This is a genomic window from Nonomuraea sp. NPDC005983 (assembly GCF_040614375.1).
Classification (GTDB): Bacteria; Actinomycetota; Actinomycetes; order Streptosporangiales; family Streptosporangiaceae; genus Nonomuraea.
Map to the genome: position 1 here is coordinate 1 of NZ_JBEXUP010000141.1, position 22,194 is coordinate 22,194.

22 protein-coding genes and 1 pseudogene are annotated in these 22,194 nt (G+C 71.3%); 13 read left to right on the forward strand and 10 right to left on the reverse strand.

The genetic code is table 11. The features are described 5' to 3' along the window. The 4 genes and pseudogenes from ABZ297_RS38280 to ABZ297_RS38295 form a co-directional block, all read right to left on the reverse strand. A pseudogene (locus tag ABZ297_RS38280) lies at nt 1-1,885 on the reverse strand (alpha-mannosidase); the annotation flags it as partial. 33 nt (nt 1,886-1,918) lie between these two features. After that, nucleotides 1,919-2,785 (reverse strand): carbohydrate ABC transporter permease, encoded by an 867-nt coding sequence (locus ABZ297_RS38285; RefSeq protein WP_355356732.1) that lies wholly within the window; start codon nt 2,783-2,785, stop codon nt 1,919-1,921. Nucleotide 2,786: 1 nt separating this feature from the next. Beyond that, complete coding sequence (locus ABZ297_RS38290) at nt 2,787-3,671, reverse strand: sugar ABC transporter permease (RefSeq protein ID WP_355356734.1); 885 nt, start codon at nt 3,669-3,671, stop codon at nt 2,787-2,789. 4 nt (nt 3,672-3,675) lie between these two features. Then, nucleotides 3,676-4,965 (reverse strand): extracellular solute-binding protein, encoded by a 1,290-nt coding sequence (locus ABZ297_RS38295; RefSeq protein ID WP_355356736.1) that lies wholly within the window; start codon nt 4,963-4,965, stop codon nt 3,676-3,678. Between the two features lie 100 nt (nt 4,966-5,065). Between ABZ297_RS38295 and ABZ297_RS38300 the strand changes: the two genes are divergently transcribed. Further along, nucleotides 5,066-6,097 carry a LacI family DNA-binding transcriptional regulator gene (locus tag ABZ297_RS38300; RefSeq protein ID WP_355356738.1) on the forward strand — a complete coding sequence of 344 codons (1,032 nt, stop codon included), beginning with the start codon at nt 5,066-5,068 and terminating at the stop codon, nt 6,095-6,097. A 46-nt stretch (nt 6,098-6,143) separates the two neighbouring features. Next, nucleotides 6,144-7,370: a glycosyl hydrolase gene (locus tag ABZ297_RS38305; protein ID WP_355356740.1), complete on the forward strand. Its 1,227-nt coding sequence runs from the start codon at nt 6,144-6,146 to the stop codon at nt 7,368-7,370. On the opposite strand, the gene ABZ297_RS38310 is transcribed toward ABZ297_RS38305, so the two are convergent. After that, the gene (locus ABZ297_RS38310) at nt 7,357-8,769 is read right to left on the reverse strand and encodes an amino acid permease (RefSeq protein ID WP_355356742.1); all 1,413 of its coding nucleotides are present in this window, start codon (nt 8,767-8,769) and stop codon (nt 7,357-7,359) included. The genes ABZ297_RS38305 and ABZ297_RS38310 overlap by 14 nt on opposite strands. 175 nt (nt 8,770-8,944) lie before the next feature. Here ABZ297_RS38310 and ABZ297_RS38315 point away from each other — a divergent pair, with 175 nt between their 5' ends. After that, nucleotides 8,945-10,222, forward strand: coding sequence for an IucA/IucC family C-terminal-domain containing protein (locus tag ABZ297_RS38315; protein ID WP_355356744.1), 1,278 nt, complete (start codon nt 8,945-8,947; stop codon nt 10,220-10,222). A gap of 175 nt (nt 10,223-10,397) precedes the next feature. Then, entirely contained in the window at nt 10,398-11,198 is an 801-nt protein-coding gene (locus ABZ297_RS38320) for an SAM-dependent methyltransferase (protein WP_355356746.1), read from the forward strand. Between the two features lie 22 nt (nt 11,199-11,220). On the opposite strand, the gene ABZ297_RS38325 is transcribed toward ABZ297_RS38320, so the two are convergent. Together ABZ297_RS38325 and ABZ297_RS38330 are read right to left on the reverse strand one after the other, a co-directional pair. After that, nucleotides 11,221-11,592: a VOC family protein gene (locus ABZ297_RS38325; protein WP_355356748.1), complete on the reverse strand. Its 372-nt coding sequence runs from the start codon at nt 11,590-11,592 to the stop codon at nt 11,221-11,223. Between the two features lie 23 nt (nt 11,593-11,615). Further along, on the reverse strand, nt 11,616-11,993 hold the full coding sequence (locus ABZ297_RS38330; RefSeq protein WP_355356750.1) for a VOC family protein: 378 nt from the start codon (nt 11,991-11,993) through the stop codon (nt 11,616-11,618). Between the two features lie 145 nt (nt 11,994-12,138). Between ABZ297_RS38330 and ABZ297_RS38335 the strand changes: the two genes are divergently transcribed. Further along, nucleotides 12,139-13,449 carry an MFS transporter gene (locus ABZ297_RS38335; RefSeq protein ID WP_355356752.1) on the forward strand — a complete coding sequence of 437 codons (1,311 nt, stop codon included), beginning with the start codon at nt 12,139-12,141 and terminating at the stop codon, nt 13,447-13,449. 121 nt (nt 13,450-13,570) lie between these two features. Here ABZ297_RS38335 and ABZ297_RS38340 read toward each other — a convergent pair whose 3' ends face one another. Next, entirely contained in the window at nt 13,571-14,188 is a 618-nt protein-coding gene (locus ABZ297_RS38340) for an ATP-dependent Clp protease proteolytic subunit (RefSeq protein ID WP_355356754.1), read from the reverse strand. Between the two features lies 1 nt (nt 14,189). Beyond that, a complete protein-coding gene (locus tag ABZ297_RS38345; protein WP_355356756.1) occupies nt 14,190-14,753 on the reverse strand; it encodes an ATP-dependent Clp protease proteolytic subunit in 564 nt (187 codons plus the stop codon). 139 nt (nt 14,754-14,892) lie between these two features. Here ABZ297_RS38345 and ABZ297_RS38350 point away from each other — a divergent pair, with 139 nt between their 5' ends. Together ABZ297_RS38350 and ABZ297_RS38355 are read left to right on the forward strand one after the other, a co-directional pair. After that, nucleotides 14,893-16,104 carry a histidine kinase gene (locus ABZ297_RS38350; RefSeq protein ID WP_355356758.1) on the forward strand — a complete coding sequence of 404 codons (1,212 nt, stop codon included), beginning with the start codon at nt 14,893-14,895 and terminating at the stop codon, nt 16,102-16,104. Then, nucleotides 16,101-16,739 (forward strand): response regulator transcription factor, encoded by a 639-nt coding sequence (locus ABZ297_RS38355; protein ID WP_355356760.1) that lies wholly within the window; start codon nt 16,101-16,103, stop codon nt 16,737-16,739. The genes ABZ297_RS38350 and ABZ297_RS38355 overlap by 4 nt, the downstream gene beginning before the upstream one ends. 68 nt (nt 16,740-16,807) lie before the next feature. Here ABZ297_RS38355 and ABZ297_RS38360 read toward each other — a convergent pair whose 3' ends face one another. Next, a complete protein-coding gene (locus ABZ297_RS38360) occupies nt 16,808-17,575 on the reverse strand; it encodes a hypothetical protein (protein WP_355356762.1) in 768 nt (255 codons plus the stop codon). A 55-nt stretch (nt 17,576-17,630) separates the two neighbouring features. On the opposite strand from ABZ297_RS38360, the gene ABZ297_RS38365 reads away from it, so the two are divergent. The 6 genes from ABZ297_RS38365 to ABZ297_RS38390 form a co-directional block, all read left to right on the forward strand. Then, nucleotides 17,631-18,632, forward strand: a complete 1,002-nt coding sequence (locus tag ABZ297_RS38365) for an AAA family ATPase (protein ID WP_355356764.1) — start codon at nt 17,631-17,633, stop codon at nt 18,630-18,632. Continuing rightward, nucleotides 18,629-19,564 carry a DUF58 domain-containing protein gene (locus ABZ297_RS38370; protein ID WP_355356766.1) on the forward strand — a complete coding sequence of 312 codons (936 nt, stop codon included), beginning with the start codon at nt 18,629-18,631 and terminating at the stop codon, nt 19,562-19,564. The genes ABZ297_RS38365 and ABZ297_RS38370 overlap by 4 nt, the downstream gene beginning before the upstream one ends. After that, nucleotides 19,561-20,508 (forward strand): VWA domain-containing protein, encoded by a 948-nt coding sequence (locus ABZ297_RS38375; RefSeq protein ID WP_355356767.1) that lies wholly within the window; start codon nt 19,561-19,563, stop codon nt 20,506-20,508. The genes ABZ297_RS38370 and ABZ297_RS38375 overlap by 4 nt, the downstream gene beginning before the upstream one ends. A gap of 11 nt (nt 20,509-20,519) precedes the next feature. After that, nucleotides 20,520-21,110: a methyltransferase gene (locus ABZ297_RS38380; RefSeq protein WP_355356769.1), complete on the forward strand. Its 591-nt coding sequence runs from the start codon at nt 20,520-20,522 to the stop codon at nt 21,108-21,110. Continuing rightward, nucleotides 21,107-21,646 (forward strand): TrmH family RNA methyltransferase, encoded by a 540-nt coding sequence (locus ABZ297_RS38385; RefSeq protein WP_355356771.1) that lies wholly within the window; start codon nt 21,107-21,109, stop codon nt 21,644-21,646. Before ABZ297_RS38380 ends, ABZ297_RS38385 begins: the two co-directional genes overlap by 4 nt. A gap of 35 nt (nt 21,647-21,681) precedes the next feature. After that, the coding region (locus tag ABZ297_RS38390; RefSeq protein ID WP_355356773.1) for a glycerophosphodiester phosphodiesterase family protein at nt 21,682-22,194 on the forward strand (513 nt) is incomplete at its 3' end.

A 22,194-nucleotide genomic window follows, 5' to 3' on the forward strand; every position in this document is an offset into this window, starting at 1 on the left:
CGTTGAAGAGCAGCTCGGCGCCGGTGGACGGATCTCCGGCGAGGGCACGCTGGGCGGCGTCGATGACGCCGTCGAGCTCGGCGGCCACGGCCGCGTACGTCTTCTCGGCCTCGCGGTGCACCCAGGCGATGGACGAGCCGGGCAGGATGTCGTGGAACTGGTGCAGCAGCACCGTCTTCCAGATCCGGTCGAGCTGCGCGTACGGGTACGGGTGCCCGGCCCGCACCGCGGCGGTGGCGGCCCACAGCTCGGCCTCGCGCAGCAGCGACTCGCTGCGCCGGTTGCCGCGCTTCGTCCTGGCCTGGCTGGTGAGGGTGGCGCGGTGCAGCTCGAGGTAGAGCTCGCCGACCCACACCGGCGGGTCGGGGTACTCGGCCTCGGCCTTGGCGAAGAAGGCCGAGGGCGTCTCCCAGGTGACGGTGGCCGAGCCTTCCAGGTCGCGCAGCCTGGCCGCCTTGGCGACCATCTCGCGCGTGGTGCCGCCGCCTCCGTCGCCCCAGCCGGTGGGGGCGAGCGAGTGCCGGGCGACCCCCTTGTCCTTGAAGTTGCGCGCCGCGTGGGCGATCTCGCTGCCCTTCATCGAGCAGTTGTAGGTGTCGACGGGCGGGAAGTGGGTGAAGATCCGCGTGCCGTCGATGCCCTCCCACAGGAAGGTGTGGTGCGGGAAGGTGTTGGTCCTGCTCCACGAGATCTTCTGGGTGAGCAGCCGCCTGGAGCCCGCGGCCTTGATGATCTGCGGCAGCCCCGCCGCGAACCCGAACGTGTCGGGCAGCCATGCCTCGTCGTTCTCGACGCCGAACTCGTCCAGGAAGAACCGCTTGCCGTGCACGAACTGCCTGGCCATCGCCTCGGAGCCGGGCATGTTCGTGTCGGACTCCACCCACATGCCGCCCGCCGGGACGAACCGGCCGGCGGCGACCGCCTTGGTCACCTTCGCCCAGACCTCGGGCCGGTGCTCCTTGACCCAGGCCCACTGCTGCGCCTGCGACATGGCGAAGACGAAGTCGGGCTCGTCCTCCAGCAGCGCGGTCATGTTGGACGTCGTACGGGCGACCTTCCTGACGGTCTCGCGCAGCGGCCACAGCCAGGCCGAGTCGATGTGCGCGTGGCCGACCGCGCTGATGCGGTGCGCCGACGGCGCGGCGGGCGCCGCCAGGACGCCGGCGAGCCGCTCACGCCCGGCGGCGGCGGTGCCGTTGACGTCCTGCAGGTCGACGGCGTCGAGCGCGCGTTCGACGGCGCGCACGATCTCCCAGCGCCTGGCGGCGTCGGCGGGCAGCTCCCGCATCAGCTCGCCGAGCACCTCCAGATCCATGACGAGCTGCCAGACGCTCTCGTCGAAGACGGCGAGGTCCATGCGGGCCAGCCGGTACTGGGGTTCGTCGCCGGCCGTCTCCCTGTCGCCGAGCGGGGTCGGCTGGAAGGGGTGGTAGCCGAGGATGACCGGGTTGGACGCGGCCTCGACGTGCAGCCGGACCTGCTCGCCGCCCTCGACCGGCGAGCCGACGCGCACCCACTGGTTGCGCGGGTTGAGCCCCTTCACCGGCGTGCCGTCGGGGCGGTAGACCAGGCCCTCGCACTGGAAGCCGGGCATGTTCTCGTCGAAGCCGAGGTCGAGGAGCGCCTCGACGGTCCGGCCCGCCCAGGCGGCGGGCACTGTGCCGGTGACGGTGAACCAGCTCGTGCCCCACGGCGCGCCCCACCTGTCGCCGACCGCGATCGGCTTGGGCACGGCGGCCAGCCCTTCGGCGACGGGCACCGGCTCGCCGGGCGCGTGCCAGACGGCCACCTCCAGCGGGACGGACTCCGGGTACACGGCGGGACGGATCCGCTCGTCCAGAACACGCTTGAGACGGGCTTCGACCAGTTCGCGGTCGTCATGCATGAAGGAGCTCCCTAGTGATGGACGGTTGGCCGGTCAGCCCTTGATCGCGCCTTCCTCTACACCGCGGAAGAAGAACCTCTGCAGCGCCGCGAACACGATCACGATCGGCAGGAAGGAGACCATGGTGCCGGCCGCGATCAGGCGGGGGTTGGCGGTGAACGTGCCATTGAGGTACTGCAGGCCGACCGTGAGCGTGTAGTTCTCCGGGTCGGTCAGGACGATGAGCGGCCACAGGAAATCGTCCCACGCCCCGATGAACGCGAAGATCGTGACGACGCTGAGCATGCCGCGCACGTTCGGCAGGCCGATGTGGAGCAGCCGCTGCCAGGCGTTCGCGCCGTCGATGACGGCGGCCTCGTCCATCTCCTGGGGGATCGCCCGGAAGGCGGTGCGCATCAGCAGCACGTTGAGCATGCCGATCGCGCCGGGCAGCGCGACGCCGAGAAGGGTGTCGGCCAGGCCGAGGCCGCGGATCATGACGTACTGCGAGACGATCGTCACTTCACCGGGCAGCACGAGGGTCGCAAGGAACACGCCGAGCAGCGCCTTGGCGCCGCGGAAGCGCAGCCTGGCCAGGGCGTACCCGGCCAGCGTCGCGCCGACGGCGTTGCCCGCGACCACGACGGCGGCCACGATGAGCGAGTTGGCGGCGTAGGACCAGACGGGGATGGTGTCGGCGACCTGGGCGTAGTTGTCGAGGGTCGGGTGGCGCGGCAGGAAGCTCGGGGTGCGGGTGAAGACGTCCTCGTCCAGGCCCTTGAGCGAGGTCGACAGCTGCCACAGGAACGGCGAGACCGTCAGCGCCAGCACGAGGAGCAGCAGCGCGTAGCGCAGCGCCTTCTCGCCGGTGGAGACCGTGTTGAACCCGCTGGGGCGCGCGGCCTTGGCGTGTGCCGCCATGTCAGGCCGCCTTCCTGTCGAGCCGCAACAGCAGCAGCATCGGCCCGATCGTGACGGCCAGCAGCACGAGGCTGAGCGCGGAGGCGTAGCCGAGGTGCCCGGTGAACCCCCGGCTGTAGAGCTGAATGAGCATCACGACCGACATGTCGCGCCCGCCCGGGCCGCCGGTGCCGTTGGACAGCACGTACAGCTCGGAGAACACGCGCAGCGCGGAGACCGCGACGAGCACGGAGACCAGCAGCATCGTGGTGCGCACGCCGGGCACGGTGACGCTCAGGAAGCGGCGCACGGGGCCCGCGCCGTCGACGGCGGCGGCCTCGTGCAGCTCCCGCCGGACGTTGCCGAGGGCCGACAGGTAGATGATCATGTAGTAGCCGAGCCCCTTCCAGACGGTCAGGCTGATGGCGCTGAACAGCAGCAGCCACCGGTCGGTCAGGAACGGCACGGGCTCGGTGACGACGCCGAGCCACTGCGCGAAGCCGTTGACCAGGCCCTGGTCGTCGAGCACCCAGCCCCAGATCAGCGCGACCACCACGGCGGAGGCGACCACCGGGGTGTAGAAGGCGGTGCGGAAGAACATGATGCCGGGCAGCCGCTTCTCCACCAGGACGGCGATCAGCAGCGGCAGCACCGTGAGCAGCGGCAGGCAGACCAGCATGTACACGATGCTGTTGACCAGCGCGTCGGCGAGCTGCTCGTCGTCGAGCACCCGGGCGAAGTTCTCCAGCCCGGTGAAGTGCCCGCCGCCGAGCGGTTTGGCGTTGCTGAACGCCAGGACCACCGTGTTGATCGACGGCCAGACGTTGAACGCGAACAACCAGACGGCGGCAGGGGCCACCAGCAGCCACGGCGTGAACCAGCGCCGATGCGTCAGCCGATACGACATCGTCTCAGCCCTTGAGCAGCTCGTCGCACTTGGCCACGGCCGCGTCGAGGGCCTCCTTGGAGGTGGTATCGCCGCTGATGGCCAGCGCGAACTGCTGCCTGACGAACTTGTTCATCGCCTCGGTGACCTGCACCGGCTGCAGCATCTCGGCCTTGGCGAGCGAGGTGAAAGCGATGACCTTGGCATCGCCTGAGGGGGTGCCGTCGCTCTTGCTGAAGAAGGGGTCGCCGGCCGACGCCTTGGTGCTGGGGAAGATGTTCACCAGATGGGCGAAGGCGGCCTGGTTCTCGGCGCTGGTCACCCAGCGGGCCAGCGCGATGGCGGCGGGCGCGTTCGCGGTCCGCTTGCTGACCGACAGGCCCTGGACGTACAGGGGCGGGGTGCCCATCGCGACCGACGGCACCACCTTGGGCGCGAGCGAGGGGTTGTCGGCCGCCAGGCTGGTGATGAAGTTGCCGCCGGCCGTCGTCCAGGCCACGGTGCCCTCGGTGAACAGCTTGGCGTTGCCTGCGTAGGTGTCGGTCAGCACACCGCGGGGCAGCAGGCCCTGCTTGAAGGCGTCGCGGTACCTGTCGAGCAGCGCGGCGGCCTCGGGGGTGTTGAAGGTGAACCTGCTGCCGTCGTCCGACATGATCTTCACGCCGATGTTGGTGAGGTCACCGAGCTCGGGCCTGCGGCTCATCAGGTAGACCTTGCCGCGGGACTTCTCCTTCACGGTCTTCGCCTGGGCGATCAGCTCGTCGAGGTCGGCCGGCGGCTTGTCCGGGTCCAGCCCGTTGGCGGTGAGCAGCTCGGAGTTCCAGTAGTTGACGTCGGTGTTGAGGTACCAGGGGTAGCCGTAGACGCCGTTGAAGCCGGCGTACCTGTAGGCGTCGACGCCGCCGGGGACGTACTCGCCGGCCAGCTTCTGGTCCGCCTGGGAGAGGTCGAGCAGCATGCCCTGCTTGACCAGCGGAAGCGCGAAGTCGGGCGGCAGGTTGGTGACGTCCGGCAGGGTGCCGCCGGCCGCCTGGCTCAGCACCTTGTCGGAGTAGCCGTCACCGGGCTGGTCGAGCCACTCGACCTGGACACCGGGGTACTTCTTCTGGAAGGCGTCGATGACGCCCTGCATGTAGCCGGTGAACTTGGGCTTGAGCGCCCACGTCTGCAGGCTGATCTTGCCCTTGACCTCGCCCTTGACCTCGCCCGTGGCGCTCGGCCCCGGCGCGGCGGCCTCTTGCTCCGTGCCGCCCAGCCCGCAGCCGGAGACGACCAGCGTGGTCGCCATGGCCATTCCTGCCCAGTACCTTCGCATGCAACTCTCCTCCGGCGTACTAAACCGCTCTAGTTGCCGGACTATCCACCGAGCTAGACTCCCCTGTCAATAGGGGAGATCAGCTTGTGAAGGAGCCAGCGTGGCCAGACCGACGATCGCCGACATCGCGCAGCGGGTCGGGGTGTCCAAGGGCGCGGTGTCGTTCGCGCTCAACGGCCGCCCCGGCGTGAGCGAGGCGACCAGGGCCCGCATCCTGCAGGTCGCCAAGGAGATGAACTGGCGCCCGCACAGCGCGGCGCGGGCCCTGGGAGGCGCCAGGGCCGAGGCGGTCGGGCTGGTGATCGCCAGGCCGGCGAGCACGCTCGGCGTGGAGCCGTTCTTCGCGCAGCTGCTGTCGGGGCTGCAGGCGGGCCTGTCCGCGCAGTCGGTGGCGCTGCACCTGCTGGTCGTGGAGGACGTCGAGGCCGAGATCGAGGTCTACCGCGACTGGGCGTCCGAGCACCGGGTGGACGGCTTCGTCCTGGTGGACCTGAAGGCCCGCGACCCGCGGATCGAGGCGCTGGAGGAGCTGGGCGTGCCGTCCGTGGTGCTCGGCGGCCCCGGGCGGCACGGCTCGCTGTCGAGCGTCTGGGCCGACGACCGCGAGGCGATGCTGTCGGTCGTCGACTACCTGGCCGCGCTCGGCCACCGCCGCCTCGCGCACGTCGCCGGGCTGCCCGCCTTCCGTCACACCCAGCGGCGGATGCGGGCGCTGCGCGACTCCGTCCGGCGGCTCGGCCTGGTCGACGCGGTGTCGCTGCCGACCGACTTCAGCGACGCGGAGGGCGCGGCGGCGACCCGCGCGCTGCTGTCGCGCGCCCGCCGGCCCACCGCGATCGTCTACGACAGCGACGTGATGGCGCTGGCCGGGCTGGGCGTGGCGGGCGAGATGGGGGTGCGGGTGCCCGACGAGCTGTCGATCGTCTCCTTCGACGACTCGGTGCTGACCCGCATCACGCACCCGGCCGTCACGGCGCTCACCCGCGACACCTTCGCGTTGGGCCGGCAGGTGGCCGAGGTGCTGCTCGCGGTGATCGCCGATCCGGGGCGGCGCCAGGACGTCAGGACGGCCACCCCGCGCCTGGTCGTCAGGGAGAGCACTGCGCCCCCCGGCCTTGATAGAGACAACTAAATCGGTTTATTTTTCAGGGAGATCGGCCCGACCCTCCGGAGGACGCGTGACCCTGCCGTGCACCAGCCCAGCCCCGCTCCGTTTCGGCGCGAACTACGTGCCCTCGGCCGGCTGGTTCTACAGCTGGCTCGACCCCTCGGCCGACGCCTTCCGCCGCGACTTCGAGGACCTCGCGGGGATCGGGCTGGACCACGTCCGGGTGTTCCCGATCTGGCCGTGGATCCAGCCCAACCGGACCCTGATCAGGCAGCGCGGGATCGACGACCTGCTCGGCCTGATCGACGTCGCCGCCGAGTTCGGCCTGTCCGTGGCCGTGGACCTGCTGCAGGGGCACCTGTCGAGCTTCGACTTCCTGCCGTCCTGGGTGCTGACCTGGCACCGGCGCAGCGTCTTCACCGACCCGGCCGTGCGCGACGGCGTCGCCGCCTACGTCGACACGCTCACCAGGGCCGTCGCCACCCGCGACAACGTGTTCGCGGTGACCCTCGGCAACGAGGTCGACAACCTCTGGCCGGCCAACCCGACCGCCCCCGAGGAGTCGGCGCGCTGGGCCGCCGAACTGGTCGGCGTGGCCCGCGCCGCCGCTCCCCGCCTGCTCAGCCTGCACTCGCTGTACGACGCCGCCTGGTACGACCCCGGCCACCCCTTCCACCCCGCCGACAGCGTCGATCTGGGCGACCTGACGACAGTGCACTCGTGGGTGTTCAACGGCGTCTCCGCCCTCGACGGCCCGCTCGGCCCCGCGACCGTCTCGCACGCCGACTACCTGGTCGAGCTCGCGGCGGCGACCTCGCTCGACCCGGCCAGGCCGGTCTGGTTGCAGGAGGTCGGGGCGCCCCGTCCCGACGTCCCGGAGGCCGACGCCGCCGAGTTCGTCCGGCGGACGCTCGCCACCGTCACCGCGAACCCGGCCCTGTGGGGCGTCACCTGGTGGTGCTCCCACGACCTCGACCGCGCGCTGGCCGACTTCCCCGAGCGGGAGTACGACCTCGGCCTGTTCACTGTGGACCACCGGGCCAAGCCCGCGGCCAGGGAGCTGGCGGCGGCCGTCCGCGAGCGCCCCGCGGCCGGCGGGCGGCCCGCGCTGGTGTGCGGCGTGGACCTCAGGTCCGAGCCGGATCGCCGCGCGGACGTCGCGCCGGGCAGCGCCTTCCACGCCGAGTGGGTGCGGCTGCGCCAGGCCGGGCCGCTCGCCGTCGTCAGCGCCTCCCGCGCCGCCGACTCCGCCTACCTCGCCGCCCGCGGCATCGACGCCGTGCTCACCCAGGCGTGACGTCCGGCGGCCCGCCTTGCGCCAGCACCGAGTGGCGGCGGCTGTAGGCGAAGTAGACGATCAGGCCGATGAGGAACCAGATGGCGAAGCGCAGCCAGGTCAGCGGCGTCAGGAAGGTGATCAGCCAGATGGAGAAGGCGACCCCGAGGGCCGGGACGAACGGCATGCCGGGCGTCCGGAACGTTCTGGGCAGGTCGGGACGGCGATAGCGCAGCACGATCACCGCCACGCAGACCACGACGAACGCCAGCAGGATCCCGATGTTGGTCAGCTCGGCCGCCTCCCTGATCGGCAGGAACCCGGCGATCAGGCCCGAGGCGACGCCGACGATCCAGGTCACCCGCGAGGGCACCCGGCGGACGGGGTGCAGCTTGGCGAACCAGCCCGGCAGCAGCCCGTCCCTGCTCATGGCGAACCAGACGCGGGTGACGCCGAGCATGAAGGTGAACATGACGGTGAGGATGCCGATGATGGCCCCGACGGCGATCAGAGACGCCAGGCCCGGCAGGCCGACCGCGGCGAACGCCGAGGAGAAGCCGCTCTCGGGGTCGATCTGCTTGTAGTTCTGCATGCCGGTCAGCACCAGCGTGGCCAGCACGTACAGGACCATCGAGACGGCCAGCGAGTAGATGATGGCCTTGGGCATGTGCCGCTGGGCGTCCTTCGACTCCTCGGCGGCCGTGCTCATGGCGTCGTAGCCGAAGACGGCGAAGAACACGGTGGCCGCGCCGGTGATGGCCCCGCTCACGCCGAACGGGAAGAACGGCGTGTAGTTGTCGGTGTTGATGTAGAAGAAGCCGACGATGATCACCAGCAGCACCACGGCGACCTTGAGGCCGACCACGAACGTCTCGAACCGGGCCGCCGAGTTGATGCCGAGGTTCAGCAGGTACGCGATGAGCAGGCAGAGCACCACCGCGAACAGGTCCACGACGTGCCCGGGGCCGGTGCCGGGCGCGCCGAGCATCCAGGCGGGCACGTTGACGCCCAGCTGGCCGACGAGGAAGCCGAAGTAGCCGGAGATGCCGATGGCCACGACGGCGACGATGGCGGTGTACTCCAGCAACAGGTCCCAGCCGATGAACCAGCCGACGATCTCGCCCAGGACGGCGTACCCGTAGGTGTAGGCCGACCCGGCTTTCGGGATCATCCCGGCGAACTCGGCGTAGGAGAAGGCGGCCGCGGCGCTGGCGATGCCGGCGATGAGGAACGAGACGAGCACGGCGGGCCCCGCCGTCTCGTGGGCGACGGCGCCGGCCAGGGCGAAGATGCCCGCGCCGATGATGCCGCCGATCCCGATGGCGGTGAGCTGCCAGAGTCCGAGCGACCTGGACAGCTCGCCCTCGTGCTCCGTGGCGATCTGTTCCACCGGCTTGCGCCGGAAGATGCCCTGGGACATCGGCTCTCCTCCTGACCCGGCGTTGGTCACCGCAGTCTGGTCCTCCCCGCGTGCCGGTCTCCTATGCCAGAATCCGCAGGTCGGCGGGTTCGCCGAGACATGGGACGGCGGTCCGCGGGTATCGGGGAAAGGCCCTGTATGGTGTGTCCGCGAAGCAAGGGGTGGGATCGGTGCGGTGATCCTTGACGACACGTGGGACCGTTTTCGGACCTGGCAGTACGCCGAGCGCTACCTGGGATCGGGAACCCGCAGCTACAGCCAGTTCTCAGAGTTCCTGGACATCTCCGACGCCTATCATCCGCAGCGCGGCGAGCGGCGTTTCACGGTGCCGACCTTCCGGGTGCCTGCGTCCCGCGGCGAGTTCCTGCGCAACCGGGTGAAGTCCGCGGTCGTCGACCTCTACCGCGACGGCGACGGCTTCCTGCTGCCCGTCCACCCCGAGACGCTGACGGCCCCGCACCTGCCGGGACGCGACGAGCTGCTCACCTGCGGGCGCGGCCCCGACCTCCGGGTGGTGCCGTCGGCCAACGCCCGCACGGTCTTCGTCGAGCGGGTCGGCGGCGAGCCGGTCGAGCCGCACTTCGTCAAGCTGCACTACCCCAAACGCCTGTCGCGCTTCACCCGCCGCCTGCGACGGCCGATCATCTCGCTGCAGCTCTGGGTGGCCGAGGAGCTCATGGGCATCGGGCTTCCGGTCCTGCCGGAGGTCGCGGGCGGCGTCCTGGGCGACGACCCGGAGGAGGCGTGGGGCTTCCTGATCCGCGAGACGCACGCCCGCGCGGGCGTGATCATCGCTCCCGACGGCGCCCCTCCCGACGACCTCGGGGCCGACCCGCTGCACCGCACCGTGCCGCTGTTCGCGCTCTACGGCGGCGACGTCCGCCGCCCCGATGACCCGCCGCTGGTCGAGCAGCTCGTGGCCCGCAGCGGCGAGGACCCGGCGGAGTGGCTGGCCAGGCGGGTCGTGACGCCGATGGTCGAGCTGTGGCTGCGGGCCGCGCTGCGCACCGGCTGCACGCTGGAGTTGCACGGCCAGAACACGCTGTTGGCCTTCGACGTCGACGGGCGGCGCAGCGCCGTGCTGTACCGCGACTGCGCCCTCTACGTCGATCCGGAGACGCGCCGCCGGCAGGGGCTCGACGGGCAGTTGCCGCCGGTCAACGTCATCTCCCGCGACATCCACCTGCCGCGCGAGCAGGTGTTCAGCCTGACCTACGACAGTTTCATGGGCCACCACGCGCTGGAGCGGCTCGCCCAGGTCGCCTCCGAGCGGCTGGGGGTCGAGCCCGGGCGGCTGCGCCGGGCGGCGCGCGACGCGTTCGCCGGGCACGGCGGCGCGGCGGCGCCTCTGCCCGGCAGCGTCTTCTACTACGAGGACCGGCTGCGCCCCGGCGGGCGGTGGCATCTGGTCGACACCGGCCGGCCTCCCGCCTGGCGCACCACGACGGGCTGAGCCGAGCCCAAGCGGCACGGCGGCCCGAGCCGGACCCAAGCGGGCGGGGCACGGCGGGGTTCATCCGGGCCCGACCGGGCGGCGGTTTCGGTAAGATCACGAACGGCGATATCGTCACTTCGTCACCCTTGCCGCGTTTGAGGCTCTGCTGGGCCACTACCGAATCGAGCTTGCGATGACAGACGAGACGGCGGACCGGACGGACCGCATCGACACGTCCGTGGCGCACCCTGCCCGGGTCTACGACTACTGGCTGGGCGGCAAGGACAACTACGCCGCCGACCGCGAGATGGGCGAGCAGATCCTCGCGGTGATGCCGGAACTGGCCGTCATCGCCCGCGCCGAGCGGGAGTTCCTGGCGCGCGTGGTGCGGCACCTGGTCACCGAGGCGGGCGTGCGGCAGTTCCTGGACATCGGCACCGGCATCCCCACGGCCGACAACACCCACGAGGTGGCCCAGCGGGCCGCGCCCGAGTCGCGCGTCGTCTACGTCGACAACGACCCCGTCGTGCTGGCCCACGCCCGCGCGCTGCTGCGCGGCACCGAGGAGGGCGTGACGACCTACCTCGACGCCGACCTGCGCGATCCGGCGACGATCCTGCGCGGCGCTGCCGGGACGCTGGACTTCGACCGGCCGGTCGCGCTCATGCTGCTGGGCGTGCTGGAGTTCGTGCCCGACGACGAGCAGGCGTACGCGATCGTCGCCGACCTGGTCGGGGCGCTGCCGCCGGGCAGCTTCCTGACGGCGGCGTCCAGCGTGGCCAGCCCGGCCATGGAGCGGGCGGCCGCCATCTGGAACGACAGCGGGGCCACGCCCATCACGATCCGCACCTCCGAGCAGATGGCGCGCTTCTTCGACGGGCTCGACCTGCTGGAGCCGGGCATGGTGTCGCTGCCCCGATGGCGGCCGGAACCGGCGACGCAGTACGCGGGCCAGGAGGTCTCGCAGTACGGCGCCGTCGGTCGCAAGCCCTGACCGCAACGGGTGTGGCCGGGCGCTACGTCTCCTGCAGCACCGACAGCACGTTCCCCGCCGGGTCGGTGAACCAGGCGATCAGCGGGCCGCCGCCGCGGAAGATGCCCCTCTCGTCCGCCTCCAGCTGCGGGTAGCGCTCGAACCGCACTCCCCGCGCGACCAGCTCGTCCACGGCCTTCTCGATGTCGTCCACCGGGAAGTTGAGCACCGTGTACGTGGCCGGCGCGTGGTCGGGCTTCGGGTAGACCAGGATGAGCCGGTCTCCGGCGATGTGCAGGGTCAGCAGGCCGTGCTCCTCCGTCACCCTGATGCCGAGCGTCTCACCGTAGAACGCCCTGGCCGCCTCAAGGTCGTTCACCGAGAAGCCGCTGAACGCCTTCGTCGTACCGAACATGGTCGCGTTTCCTCCGTCGATGTTCACATGGCCGCGTGGGCGGCGTCGCTCAGCTGGATGACCTGGACATAGTTGCCGTCGGGGTCGATCGCGGTGGCGAACAGGCTCCCGTCGCGGTCCTCGAGCTCCGCCAGCCACGTCACGCCCAGCGCGTCCATCCGCGCCACCACGGCGCGGGCGTCGTCGACCTCGAAGTTCAGTATCACCCTGCCGGGCTCGGGATTCTTGTCCGAGACGTCCGCTCGCGTGTCGATGAACACCAAGGTCGCGCCGAACTTCAGCGCCTTGTACGTGCCGACGTCGTTGTTCTCCTCGGGGTCGAGCGCGGCGGCGTACCAGCGGCGGAGCCTGTCCGGGTCGGTGCTGGCGAGCAGGATGCTGCCCAGGTTCGGATGGTTCATCTCTTTTTCCTCCTCGGATGCGGTTTCACGAGGTACGACCGGGCGGGAGGCGAAAACTCATCGCCCTGGGCGCGGGTTTACCGTTTCCAGGCCGAACCTGAGGTAACGATCTACTCTGAACGGAGGGCGACTCCAAGGAGTGGCGATGCGTGACGGAACAGAGCCGGACCCCGGGCAACTGCGGCGCGTGGCCGTCGCCAGCGCGATCGGGACGACGATCGAGTGGTACGACTACTTCATCTACAGCACCGCGGCCGCGCTGATCTTCGCCTCCCAGTTCTTCTCCACCCTGTCGCCCGCCTCGGGCACGCTGGCGGCGTTCGCCACGCTCGGCGTCGGCTTCCTGGCCAGGCCGGTGGGCGGGATCGTGTGGGGGCACTTCGGCGACCGGCTGGGCCGCAAGGCCATGCTCATCGCGTCCCTGCTGCTGATGGGCGTGGCCACCGTCGGCGTCGGCCTGCTGCCCACCTTCGAGCAGATCGGTGTGTTCGCCCCCGTCCTGCTGCTGGTGCTGCGGCTGTTGCAGGGGCTGAGCGCGGGCGGCGAGTGGGGCGGGGCCGCGCTGCTGGCCGTCGAGCACGCCCCTCCGGGCCGCCGGGGCCGATACGGCCTGTACTCGCAGGTGGGCGTGCCCGCCGGGCTGATCCTGGCGCAGCTCGTGTTCGTCCTGGTCACCGCCGGGCTGACCGAGGAGCAGTTCAGGAGCTGGGGGTGGCGGCTGCCGTTCCTGCTCAGCATCGTGCTGGTCGGCGTCGGGCTGTTCGTCCGGCTGCGGGTGGCCGAGACGCCGGTCTTCCGCACGCTGGCGGCCGAGCAGGCGCAGAGCAGGCAGCCGCTCATGGACGTCTTCCGGCACCGGCCCCGCGAGCTGCTGCTGGCCTCGGGCAGCTTCGTCGCCAACACCACGATCGGCTACGTGTTCCTGGCCTACCTGCTCTCCTACGGCACGTCCGTGCTCAAGGTCGGCCGCAACCTGATGCTGGTCGTGGTGATCATCGGCAGCCTGACCTGGCTGGTGAGCATCGTGGCCGCGGCGATCTGGTCCGACCGGGCCGGGCGCAGGCCCGTCTACCTGGCCGGGTCGGTGCTGCTCGTGCTCTGGGCCGTGCCGTTCTTCCTGCTGGTCGACACCCGCTCGCCCGCCCTGCTGATCGTCGCCGTGGTGGTGCTCAACATCGGGCTGGGCGCCACGTACGGGCCGCAGTCGGCGCTGTTCGCCGAGCTGTTCGAGGCGCGTTACCGCTACAGCGGGGTGTCGTTCTCGTACGCGATCGGGGCGCTGCTCGGCGGCGGGTTCGCGCCGCTGATCGCGACGGCGCTGCAGAGCTCGACGGGGTCGTCGCTGTCGGTGTCGGCCTACATGGCCGCGGTCGGGCTGCTCAGCCTGGTCGCGGTGATCGCCCTGCGCGAGCCCAGCCCCGCCGAGGTGGTCGGTCGGCTGACCGGAGCCGACTGACCCGAGCCGGCCGACCGGGGTGGGCTGACCGGGCCCCGCACGGAGGGGCGCACGCCCTGGAGACGGGCGCGCGCCCGCGTGCCGGCGTCGGAGGGCTCACGGTGGCGCAGATCGCCCGCCGTCAGCGGGCCGCCGTCAGCGTTCGCTTTCTCGTCGCGTAGACGTCGTCGATCAGCCGGTACGTGCGCGCCTGCTCGGCCGTGAAGATGCGGTCGCGCTCGATGTCCTTCCTGATCTCCAGGGTCGGCCGCCCGGTGTGCCTGGACAGGATCTCCTCCTGCTGGTCGCGCATGCGCAGGATCTCGCGGGCGTGGATCTCCAGGTCGCTCGACTGCCCGCGCCCGCCCTCGGTGGCCGGCTGGTGCAGCAGGACGCGGGCGTGCGGCAGCGCCGCCCGCTTACCGGGCGCGCCCGCCGCCAGCAGCACCGCCGCCGCCGAGGCCGCCTCGCCGATGCAGACCGTACTGATCTCCGGCCGGACGAACTGCATCGTGTCGTAGATGGCCGCCATCGCCGTGACCGACCCGCCCGGCGAGTTGATGTAGAGGCTGATGTCGCGGTCGGGGTCGATCGACTCCAGAGTGAGCAGCTGCGCCATCACGTCGTTGGCGGACGTGTCGTCGATCTGCGTGCCGAGGAAGATGATCCGGTCCTCGAACAGCTTGTTGTACGGGTTCATCTCCCTGATCCCGTACGAGGTGCGCTCGGTGAAGGACGGCAGCACGTAACGTCCGCTCAACTCAGTTCATCCCCTCGGCGATGTGGTCGACGAAGCCGTACTCCAGCGCCTCCTGGGCGGTGAACCAGCGGTCACGGTCGGAGTCGGCCTGGATGCGCTCCAGCGGCTGCCCGGTGTGGTGGGCGATGATCTCGGCCATCCGGCGCTTGGTGTAGAGCATGTTCTCGGCCTGGATCTGGATGTCGGCCGCCGACCCGCCGATGCCGCCGAGCGGCTGGTGCATGACGACCCGGGCGTTGGGCAGCGCGTACCGCTTGCCGGGCGCTCCTGCGCACAGCAGGAGCTGCCCCATGGACGCGGCGAAGCCCATCGCCACCGTCGCAACGTCGCACGGAACGAACTGCATCATGTCGTATAGCGCCATCCCGGCGTGCACGGAGCCGCCGGGAGAATTGATGTAAAGAGTTATGTCGCGCTTCGGATCCTCGGCCGCCAGCAATAGCAGCTCGCCGCAGAGCCGGTTGCAAATGTCGTCGTCGACCTCTTGGCCGAGAACGACGATGCGCTCCTTCAACAGGCGTTGACTGAGCTGGTCAGGCCACTGCGCGCGCAGCGTCTCCGTCATGGGTCCGCCTTTCTCGTCGAACTATTCCTCCGACGCTAGACCTGACTCTGGTAAATGCGTTTGCTTTTTCGCCGGGGGCGGATTTCTCTTAGGGCGCATTCCACCGTGAGCGAATATTCATAGACATACAATCGGTGGTGTGAGATGGAACCTGCTCCGCCGCTGGGCGTGCCTCATCCTGGGCGGGGCGCTGCTGATGCCGTACATGATGGCGGGGGTGCTGGTGGCGGGCCTGACCCGCAACGAGGCCCCCGATCTGTTGCTCCTCCCCGCCCAGATCGGGGTGTTCATCGCGGTCCTGCCCGTCGTGGCGGTCACCGGGCTGTTCCTGCCGGTGCGAGGGCTGGAGGTGAACGCGGCGCAGGGGCTGCTCGGCGCGCACGTCGAGACGCCCGTCCGGCAGGCCCGCCGGTCGTGGCAGGAGCGGCGGCGCACGGCCACCTGGTTCACCCTGCACCTGGCCGTCGGCGGCGTCCTCAGCGGGTTCACCCTCGCCGTGGTGCCGTTCACCCTGTTCACGCTGGTGCTGCCGCTGATCGGCAGCGCCCAGCACCGCCTGCTCGGCTTCGAGGTCGAACCCGGCTGGCCGTACGTCACCTGGGGGCTGGCCGGCCTCGCCGCGCTGGTGGCGCTGGTCCTGCTGGTGGCGGGGGGTGGCGCGCTGCTGGCCAGGCTCGCGCCCGCGCTGCTCGGCCCCACCCCCGCCGAGCGGCTGGCCGCCGCCGAGGAGCACGCGCGCACGCTGGCCGAACGCAACCGGCTGGCCCGCGAGCTGCACGACTCGGTCGGCCACGCGCTGAGCGTCGTCACCCTCCAGGCCGCCGCCGCCGGACGCGTCCTCGACCGCGACCCGGAGACGGCCAGGACGGCGCTGGCCGCGATCGAGCAGTCGGCCCGCGCCGCCCTCGACGACCTCGACCACGTCCTCGGCGTCCTGCGGGAGGCCGGGCCCCGCGAGGCGAAGCCGCTCGCCACGCTGGCCGACCTCGACGAGCTGGTGGCCACCTCCGGGGCGCAGGTGCGGCGCGAGGTGGGCGACCTGTCCGCGGTGCCCGCCGTGGTGTCGAGGGAGGCCTACCGGATCGTCCAGGAGGCGCTCACCAACGCCATCAAGCACGGCCAGGGCCCCGTGCGGCTGGCCGCCGCCGTCCAGGACGACGAACTGCGGCTGGAGGTCAGCAACGCGCGCGCCCACGGTCCCGACAACAGGGGGGCCGGGAACAGGACCGGCGGCAGGGGCGTCACCGGCATGCGTGAACGCGTCCGGCTGCTGCGCGGCGAGCTGGAGGCAGGCCCCGCCGAGGGCGGGTGGACGGTGTCGGTGCGGCTGCCGCTACGGTCAAGCCCATGACACTCAGGGTCGTGATCGCCGACGACGAGGACCTCATCCGGGCCGGCCTCCGGATCATCATCGACTCGGAACCGGAGCTGACCGTCGTCGGCGAGGCCGCCGACGGCGCCGCCGTGCTGCCGGTGGTGCGCAGGGAACGTCCCGACGTGGTGCTCATGGACGTGCGCATGCCCGCCGTCGACGGCATCCAGGCCACCCGCACCCTGGTGGCGCTGGACGACCCGCCGAAGGTGCTGGTGGTCACCACCTTCGAGAACGACGACTACGTCTACGACGCGTTGCGCGCCGGCGCCGACGGGTTCCTGCTCAAGCGGGCCAGGCCCGAGGAGCTGGTCCGCGCGATCAAGCTGGTCGCCACGGGCGAGTCGCTGCTGTTCCCGGCCGCGATCCGCTCGCTCGCGGCGGGCAGGCCCACGACCGACGTGCCGGGCATCGCCCGGCTGACCAGCCGCGAGGGCGACGTGCTGCGCCTGATGACCAGGGGCCTGTCGAACGGCGAGATCGCGGCCGAGCTGGTCGTCGGCCAGGAGACGGTCAAGACGCACGTCGGCAACGTCCTGACCAAGCTCGGCGCCAGAGACCGCACCCAGGCGGTGATCGCCGCCTACGAGTCGGGCTTCGTCTCGCCGCGCTGAACAATCCGCGAGACCGGCGGCATCGCATGTCGGCGGACGGTAAACCCTCCCGTAGGGGGAGACTCAAGTCACAGCGGCGACCCCTCGCCCGACTCGTCCCCCGGTGACGGGCCCGGCGTGCCGTCCCCGGTCCGGCTCGGCGACGGCGACGGGCTCGGCGAGGGCTGCTGCGGCTCGGGCGAGACGGGCGACGGCGGCGGCGTCGGCACGAACACCGTCGGCGGCAACGGCCTGGGCATCGGCTCACTGTCCTGCCTGCCCACGAACAACAGCAGCAGGATCACCAGCACCAGCAGCAACAGCAGGCACAGCGCCAGCAACGCCATCAGCACCCGCCTGCGCGTCTCGGTCAGCGGCCGGCGTCCGCGCGGCGGCCCCGGCAGCGCCGGAGCCCGGTCGGTCAGCCAGTACGGCACGAAGTCGGGGCCGTGCGCCTGCCCGATCAGCGTCCCACCGACCATCACCGGCTCCAGGAACCACTCGGCCCCCGTCCCGCCGGCCGCGTACGGCACCGCCACCCACGGGGCCGGCCCCAGCTCCGTCGCCAGCACCTCGGGCGCGCCCTGCAGCACCGCGGCCCGGCCCCTGGCGGCACGTCCGAGCCAGCCCCGCACCCCGGACGGCGCCGCCTCCCTGATCGCGGTGACGAACCGGTCCCGCGCGGCCGCGTCGAGCGCGGCCCCGCGGGTCAGCACCGCCAGCGAGACCGCGCGCCCGTTGGACGCCTGACCGAGGTACACGAAACCGGCCGGAGCCGAGTGCAGGCGGGCCTGCACCAAGAACGGCCCCAGCCGGGGCGGATCGCCGTACTGCAGCGGACTTGCCACGTTTGCCATGAAAGCACAGACGTGGCGTGGTGCAGGTTTGCGGCGCGTTTGGTGGAATGGCGTCATGAGCGTCGCCGAAGAGTTGCCAGGCGGAACGGACGCGGCCGTGCTGCGTCAGACCCTCGACGAGGTCCGGCGGGTCATCGTCGGGCAGGAGCACATGGTCGAGAGACTGGTCGTCGCGCTGCTCGCGCGCGGCCACTGCCTGCTGGAAGGGGTACCAGGCGTCGCCAAGACCCTCGCCGCGTCCACCCTGGCCACCGTCGTGGGCGGCACGTTCGCCCGCATCCAGTTCACCCCCGACCTGGTGCCGAGCGACATCACCGGCACCCGCGTGTACCACCCGTCCAATGAGAAGTTCGACGTCGAGCTCGGCCCGGTCTTCGTCAACTTCCTGCTGGCCGACGAGATCAACCGCGCGCCCGCCAAGGTCCAGTCGGCCCTGCTGGAGGTGATGGCCGAGCGCCAGGTCACCCTGGCCGGGGTCACGCACCCGCTGCCCAGGCCGTTCATCGTCCTGGCCACCCAGAACCCCATCGAGTCCGAGGGCGTCTACCCGCTGCCCGAGGTGCAGCGCGACCGGTTCCTGTTCCGCGTCCGGGTGCCGCACCCCAGCGCGCACGAGGAGCTGGAGATCCTGCACCGGATGAGCGTCACCCCGCCCTCCCCCGACCGGATCCTCGACCCGCAGCGGCTCATCGCCCTGCAGGACGCGGCCGAGCAGGTCTCGGTCCACCAGCTCGTCGCCGACTACGTGGTGCGCCTGGTCATGTCCACCCGCTCCCCCGCCGACTACGGCCTGCCCGACCTCGCCGAGACCATCGAGATCGGCGTCAGCCCGCGCGCCACCCTCGGCCTGGTCGCCGCCGGGCGGGCGCTGGCCCTGCTGCGCGGGCGTGACTACCTGCTGCCCGACGACGTCCGCGACGTGGCCGTGGACGTGATGGCGCACCGGCTGATGCTCACCTTCGACGCCCTGGCCGACGGCGTCGATCCCGAGCACGTGGTCAAACAGATCCTGCACGCCGTCCCGCCGCCCCTCGTCGTCTGGAACCAGAACCGGTGACCAGCACGGCGGAGCAGGCGCTCAGACGGCTGGAACTGGTCGTCACCAGGCGGCTGGACGGGCTGCTGCACGGCGCGCACCAGGGCCTGCTGCCCGGCACCGGCAGCGAGGCCGGAGACAGCCGCGTCTACGTCCCCGGCGAGGACGACGTGCGCCGGATGGACTGGGCCGTCACCGCCCGCACCAGCGTCCCGCACGTCCGCGACCTGATCGCCGACCACGAGCTGGAGACCTGGGCGCTGGCCGACCTGTCGCCCAGCATGGACTTCGGCACCGCCGACACCGACAAGCGCGACCTCGTGGTGTCGGCCGTCGGCGCGATCGGGTTCCTGTCGAGCCGCATGGGCGACCGCTTCGGCGCGCTGGTGCTGCACGACGAGTTCCTGCACCGCATGCCGGCCCGCTCCGGCCGTCCCGCCCTGTACGGGCTGCTGCACTCGCTCATGGACGCCCCGCGCGGCAGGCCGGTGCCCGACGCCCCCGATCTGGCCGAGGCCATCGACGTGCTGGCCGCCATGCGCCGGCGGCGCGGCATGCGCGTCGTCGTGTCGGACTTCCTCGACGCCCACCCCGTCCTGGACCCCGACGCGGAACGCCCGTGGGAGCGGCCGATCAGGCGCCTCGCGGCCCGCCACGAGGTGCTGGCCGTGGAGGTGATCGACCCGCGCGAGCTGGAGCTCCCCGACGTCGGCCGGGTCGCGTTCGCCGACCCCGAGACCGGGAAAGTACGCGAAGTGCACCTTTCGCCCAAGCTTCGCAGCGACTACGCCGAGGCCGCCGCGCTCCAGCGTGAGGGCACCCGGGTGGCCCTGCGCCGCGCCGGAGTCGCCCACCTGGTGCTGCGCACCGACCGCGACTGGGTCTTCGACATCGCGCAGTTCGTCCTGCGCCGGCGCCGCACGGGCCACCTCGCGCAGCGGAGGGCCCAGTGACCTTCCTCGCACCCTCCTGGCTCTGGCTGTTCACGCTGGTGGCGCTGCTGGTGGCCGGGTACGTGGCCGCGCAGTTCGCCCGCCGCCGCTACACCGTGCGCTTCACCAACCTGGCCCTGCTCGACCTCGTCGCCCCCGCCGGGCCCGGCTGGCGGCGGCACGTCGCGCCGCTGCTGTTCCTCGTCATGATGTCGCTGCTGGTGATCGGCGCCGCCAAACCCGCCGACCAGGTGCGGGTGCCGCGCGACCGCGCCACCATCATGATCGCCCTGGACGTGTCCCTGTCGATGGAGGCCGACGACGTCCCGCCCAGCAGGATCGCCGCCGCCAAGAGCGCGGCCCAGACCTTCGTCAAGGACCTGCCTGACCGCTTCAACGTCGGCGTCGTCTCCTTCGCCCGCTCCGCCAACGTCGTCATCTCCCCCACGACCGACCACCAGGCCGTGATGACCTCCATCGGCAACCTGTCGACCAGGCCGGGCACCGCGATCGGCGAGGCCGTCTTCAACTCGCTCGACTCGGTCCGCTCCTTCGACCAGCAGGCCGCCACCGACCCGCCGCCCGCCGCGATCGTGCTGCTGTCCGACGGCGACAACACCTCGGGCCGCTCGATCAACCAGGCCATCGAGGCCGCGAAGCAGGCCCGCGTCCCGGTCTCCACGATCGCGTACGGCACGCAGGAGGGCACGGTCTCCATCGACGGCAGGCCGGTGAACGTGCCGGTCAACAAGCAGGCACTGCAGTCGCTGTCCGACGGCACCAGCGGCAGGGCCTACACCGCCGAGTCCGGCAGCGAGTTGCGCGACGTCTACGAGCAGATCGGCACCTCGCTCGGGTTCAAGCTGGTCAACCAGGAGATCTCCCAGTGGTTCATCGTGGCCGCGATCGTGGCGGGGCTGCTGGTGGCGGGCGCCGCGGTCCTGTTCGGTGCGCGGATCCCGTAACGTTTTGCCACGTGGCCCACTATTTCTCCGAGCAGCCAGGCGCGCCGAGCAAACCGAGCTCGGTCGACCTGGTGCTGCCCGACCTGCACCTGCGGCTGGAGACCGACAGGGGCGTGTTCTCCCCCGACCGGGTGGATCTCGGCACCCGCGTCCTGCTGGAGACCGTCCCGCCGCCGCCGCAGGAGGGCGACCTGCTCGACCTGGGCTGCGGCTACGGCCCGATCGCGCTGACCATGGCCTCGCGCGCGCCCGAGGCGACGGTATGGGCCGTCGACGTCAACCGGCGCAGCCTGGAGCTGACCGAGCGGAACGCCCGGGCCGCGCACCTTTACAAAGTAAGATCCGTGCACGCGGACGAGATGCCGCCGGACGTGACGTTCGACGCCATCTGGTCCAACCCCGCGATCCGCATCGGCAAGGCCGCCCTGCACGAGATGCTCACCAGGTGGCTGTCCCGGCTGGCGCCCGGCGGCGCGGCGTACCTGGTCGTGCAGAAACACCTCGGCTCCGACTCCCTGCAGCGCTGGCTCGGCGAGCAGGGCTGGCAGGCCTCCCGCGAGGCCTCCCGAGCCGCCTACCGCATCCTGAAGGTGACCCGATGAGAAGGCAGCTGCGCCCCACCGACGTCAAGCGGCTCAACCGCACCTGGCGCCGCAACACCGACAAAAGGCTCGCGCTGATCCTGGAGTCGGTCACGGGCCCGTTCAACGTGGGCTCGATCTTCCGCAGCGCCGCCGCGTTCGGCGTCGACCAGATCTGGCTCGCCGGCAACGCCACCCCGCCGACCAACCCCAAGGCGGGCAAGACCGCGCTCGGCACCGAACGCCTGGTCACCTGGCACGACGCGGTGCCCGCCGGCGAGGCGGTCAAGGCCGCCAAGGCCGACGGCTACACGGTGCTGGCCATCGAGCTGACCGCCGAGGCCGTCCCGCTGCACCGGGCCGACCTTGGGCGCGACGTGTGCCTGGTGGTCGGCAGCGAGGACCACGGCTGCTCCCCCGCCCTGCTCGACGCCGTCGACGGCGTCTGCTACATCCCGCAGGTCGGGCGGGTCGGCTCGTTCAACGTCTCGGTGGCCGCGGCCATCGCGCTGGCCGAGGCACGCCGTCAGGAATGGGAAAATCTCCCTGATTCGTAACCGTAACGTTCACGAGCGGAAGGCATACTCAGGACGTGCTCAGCCGTCGCTTCGCCTTTCTCGACCATCCGGGCCCGCTGGCCTTCGCGCATCGCGGGGGCGCCGCGGAGGGCGCGGAGAACTCCACGCAGGCCTTCGAGCGTGCGGTGCGGCTGGGCTACGACTACCTCGAGACCGACGCCCACGCGACCGCTGACGGGGTGCTCCTCGCCTTCCACGACCACACGCTCGACCGGGTGACCGACCGGCACGGGCGCATCTCCGAGCTGCCCTACCGGGCGGTGCGGCAGGCCCGCATCGGCGGCGTGCACGAGATCCCGCTGCTGGAGGACTTGATCGGTGGTTTTCCGGGGGTCCGCTTCAACATCGACGTGAAGGAGACGGGGGCGATCATCCCGCTGGCCGAGGTGGTCAGGCGCACCGGTGCCTACGACCGCATCTGCCTGACCTCCTTCTCCGACGAGCGCCTGGCCGCCGCCAAGGCGGCGCTCGGCCGCGAGGTGTGCTCGGCGCTCGGCCCGCGCGGCGTCGCCGCGCTGCGCGCCGCC

Excerpts from the sequence above, each read along its gene's own strand:
- ABZ297_RS38285 (WP_355356732.1), bottom strand. The coding sequence starts at position 2,785 with ATGGCGGCACACGCCAAGGCCGCGCGCCCCAGCGGGTTCAACACGGTC.
- ABZ297_RS38290 (WP_355356734.1), bottom strand. The coding sequence starts at position 3,671 with ATGTCGTATCGGCTGACGCATCGGCGCTGGTTCACGCCGTGGCTGCTG.
- ABZ297_RS38295 (WP_355356736.1), bottom strand. The coding sequence starts at position 4,965 with ATGCGAAGGTACTGGGCAGGAATGGCCATGGCGACCACGCTGGTCGTC.
- ABZ297_RS38310 (WP_355356742.1), bottom strand. The coding sequence starts at position 8,769 with ATGTCCCAGGGCATCTTCCGGCGCAAGCCGGTGGAACAGATCGCCACG.
- ABZ297_RS38320 (WP_355356746.1), top strand. The coding sequence starts at position 10,398 with ATGACAGACGAGACGGCGGACCGGACGGACCGCATCGACACGTCCGTG.
- ABZ297_RS38325 (WP_355356748.1), bottom strand. The coding sequence starts at position 11,592 with ATGTTCGGTACGACGAAGGCGTTCAGCGGCTTCTCGGTGAACGACCTT.
- ABZ297_RS38330 (WP_355356750.1), bottom strand. The coding sequence starts at position 11,993 with ATGAACCATCCGAACCTGGGCAGCATCCTGCTCGCCAGCACCGACCCG.
- ABZ297_RS38335 (WP_355356752.1), top strand. The coding sequence starts at position 12,139 with ATGCGTGACGGAACAGAGCCGGACCCCGGGCAACTGCGGCGCGTGGCC.
- ABZ297_RS38345 (WP_355356756.1), bottom strand. The coding sequence starts at position 14,753 with ATGACGGAGACGCTGCGCGCGCAGTGGCCTGACCAGCTCAGTCAACGC.
- ABZ297_RS38355 (WP_355356760.1), top strand. The coding sequence starts at position 16,101 with ATGACACTCAGGGTCGTGATCGCCGACGACGAGGACCTCATCCGGGCC.
- ABZ297_RS38360 (WP_355356762.1), bottom strand. The coding sequence starts at position 17,575 with ATGGCAAACGTGGCAAGTCCGCTGCAGTACGGCGATCCGCCCCGGCTG.
- ABZ297_RS38365 (WP_355356764.1), top strand. The coding sequence starts at position 17,631 with ATGAGCGTCGCCGAAGAGTTGCCAGGCGGAACGGACGCGGCCGTGCTG.
- ABZ297_RS38385 (WP_355356771.1), top strand. The coding sequence starts at position 21,107 with ATGAGAAGGCAGCTGCGCCCCACCGACGTCAAGCGGCTCAACCGCACC.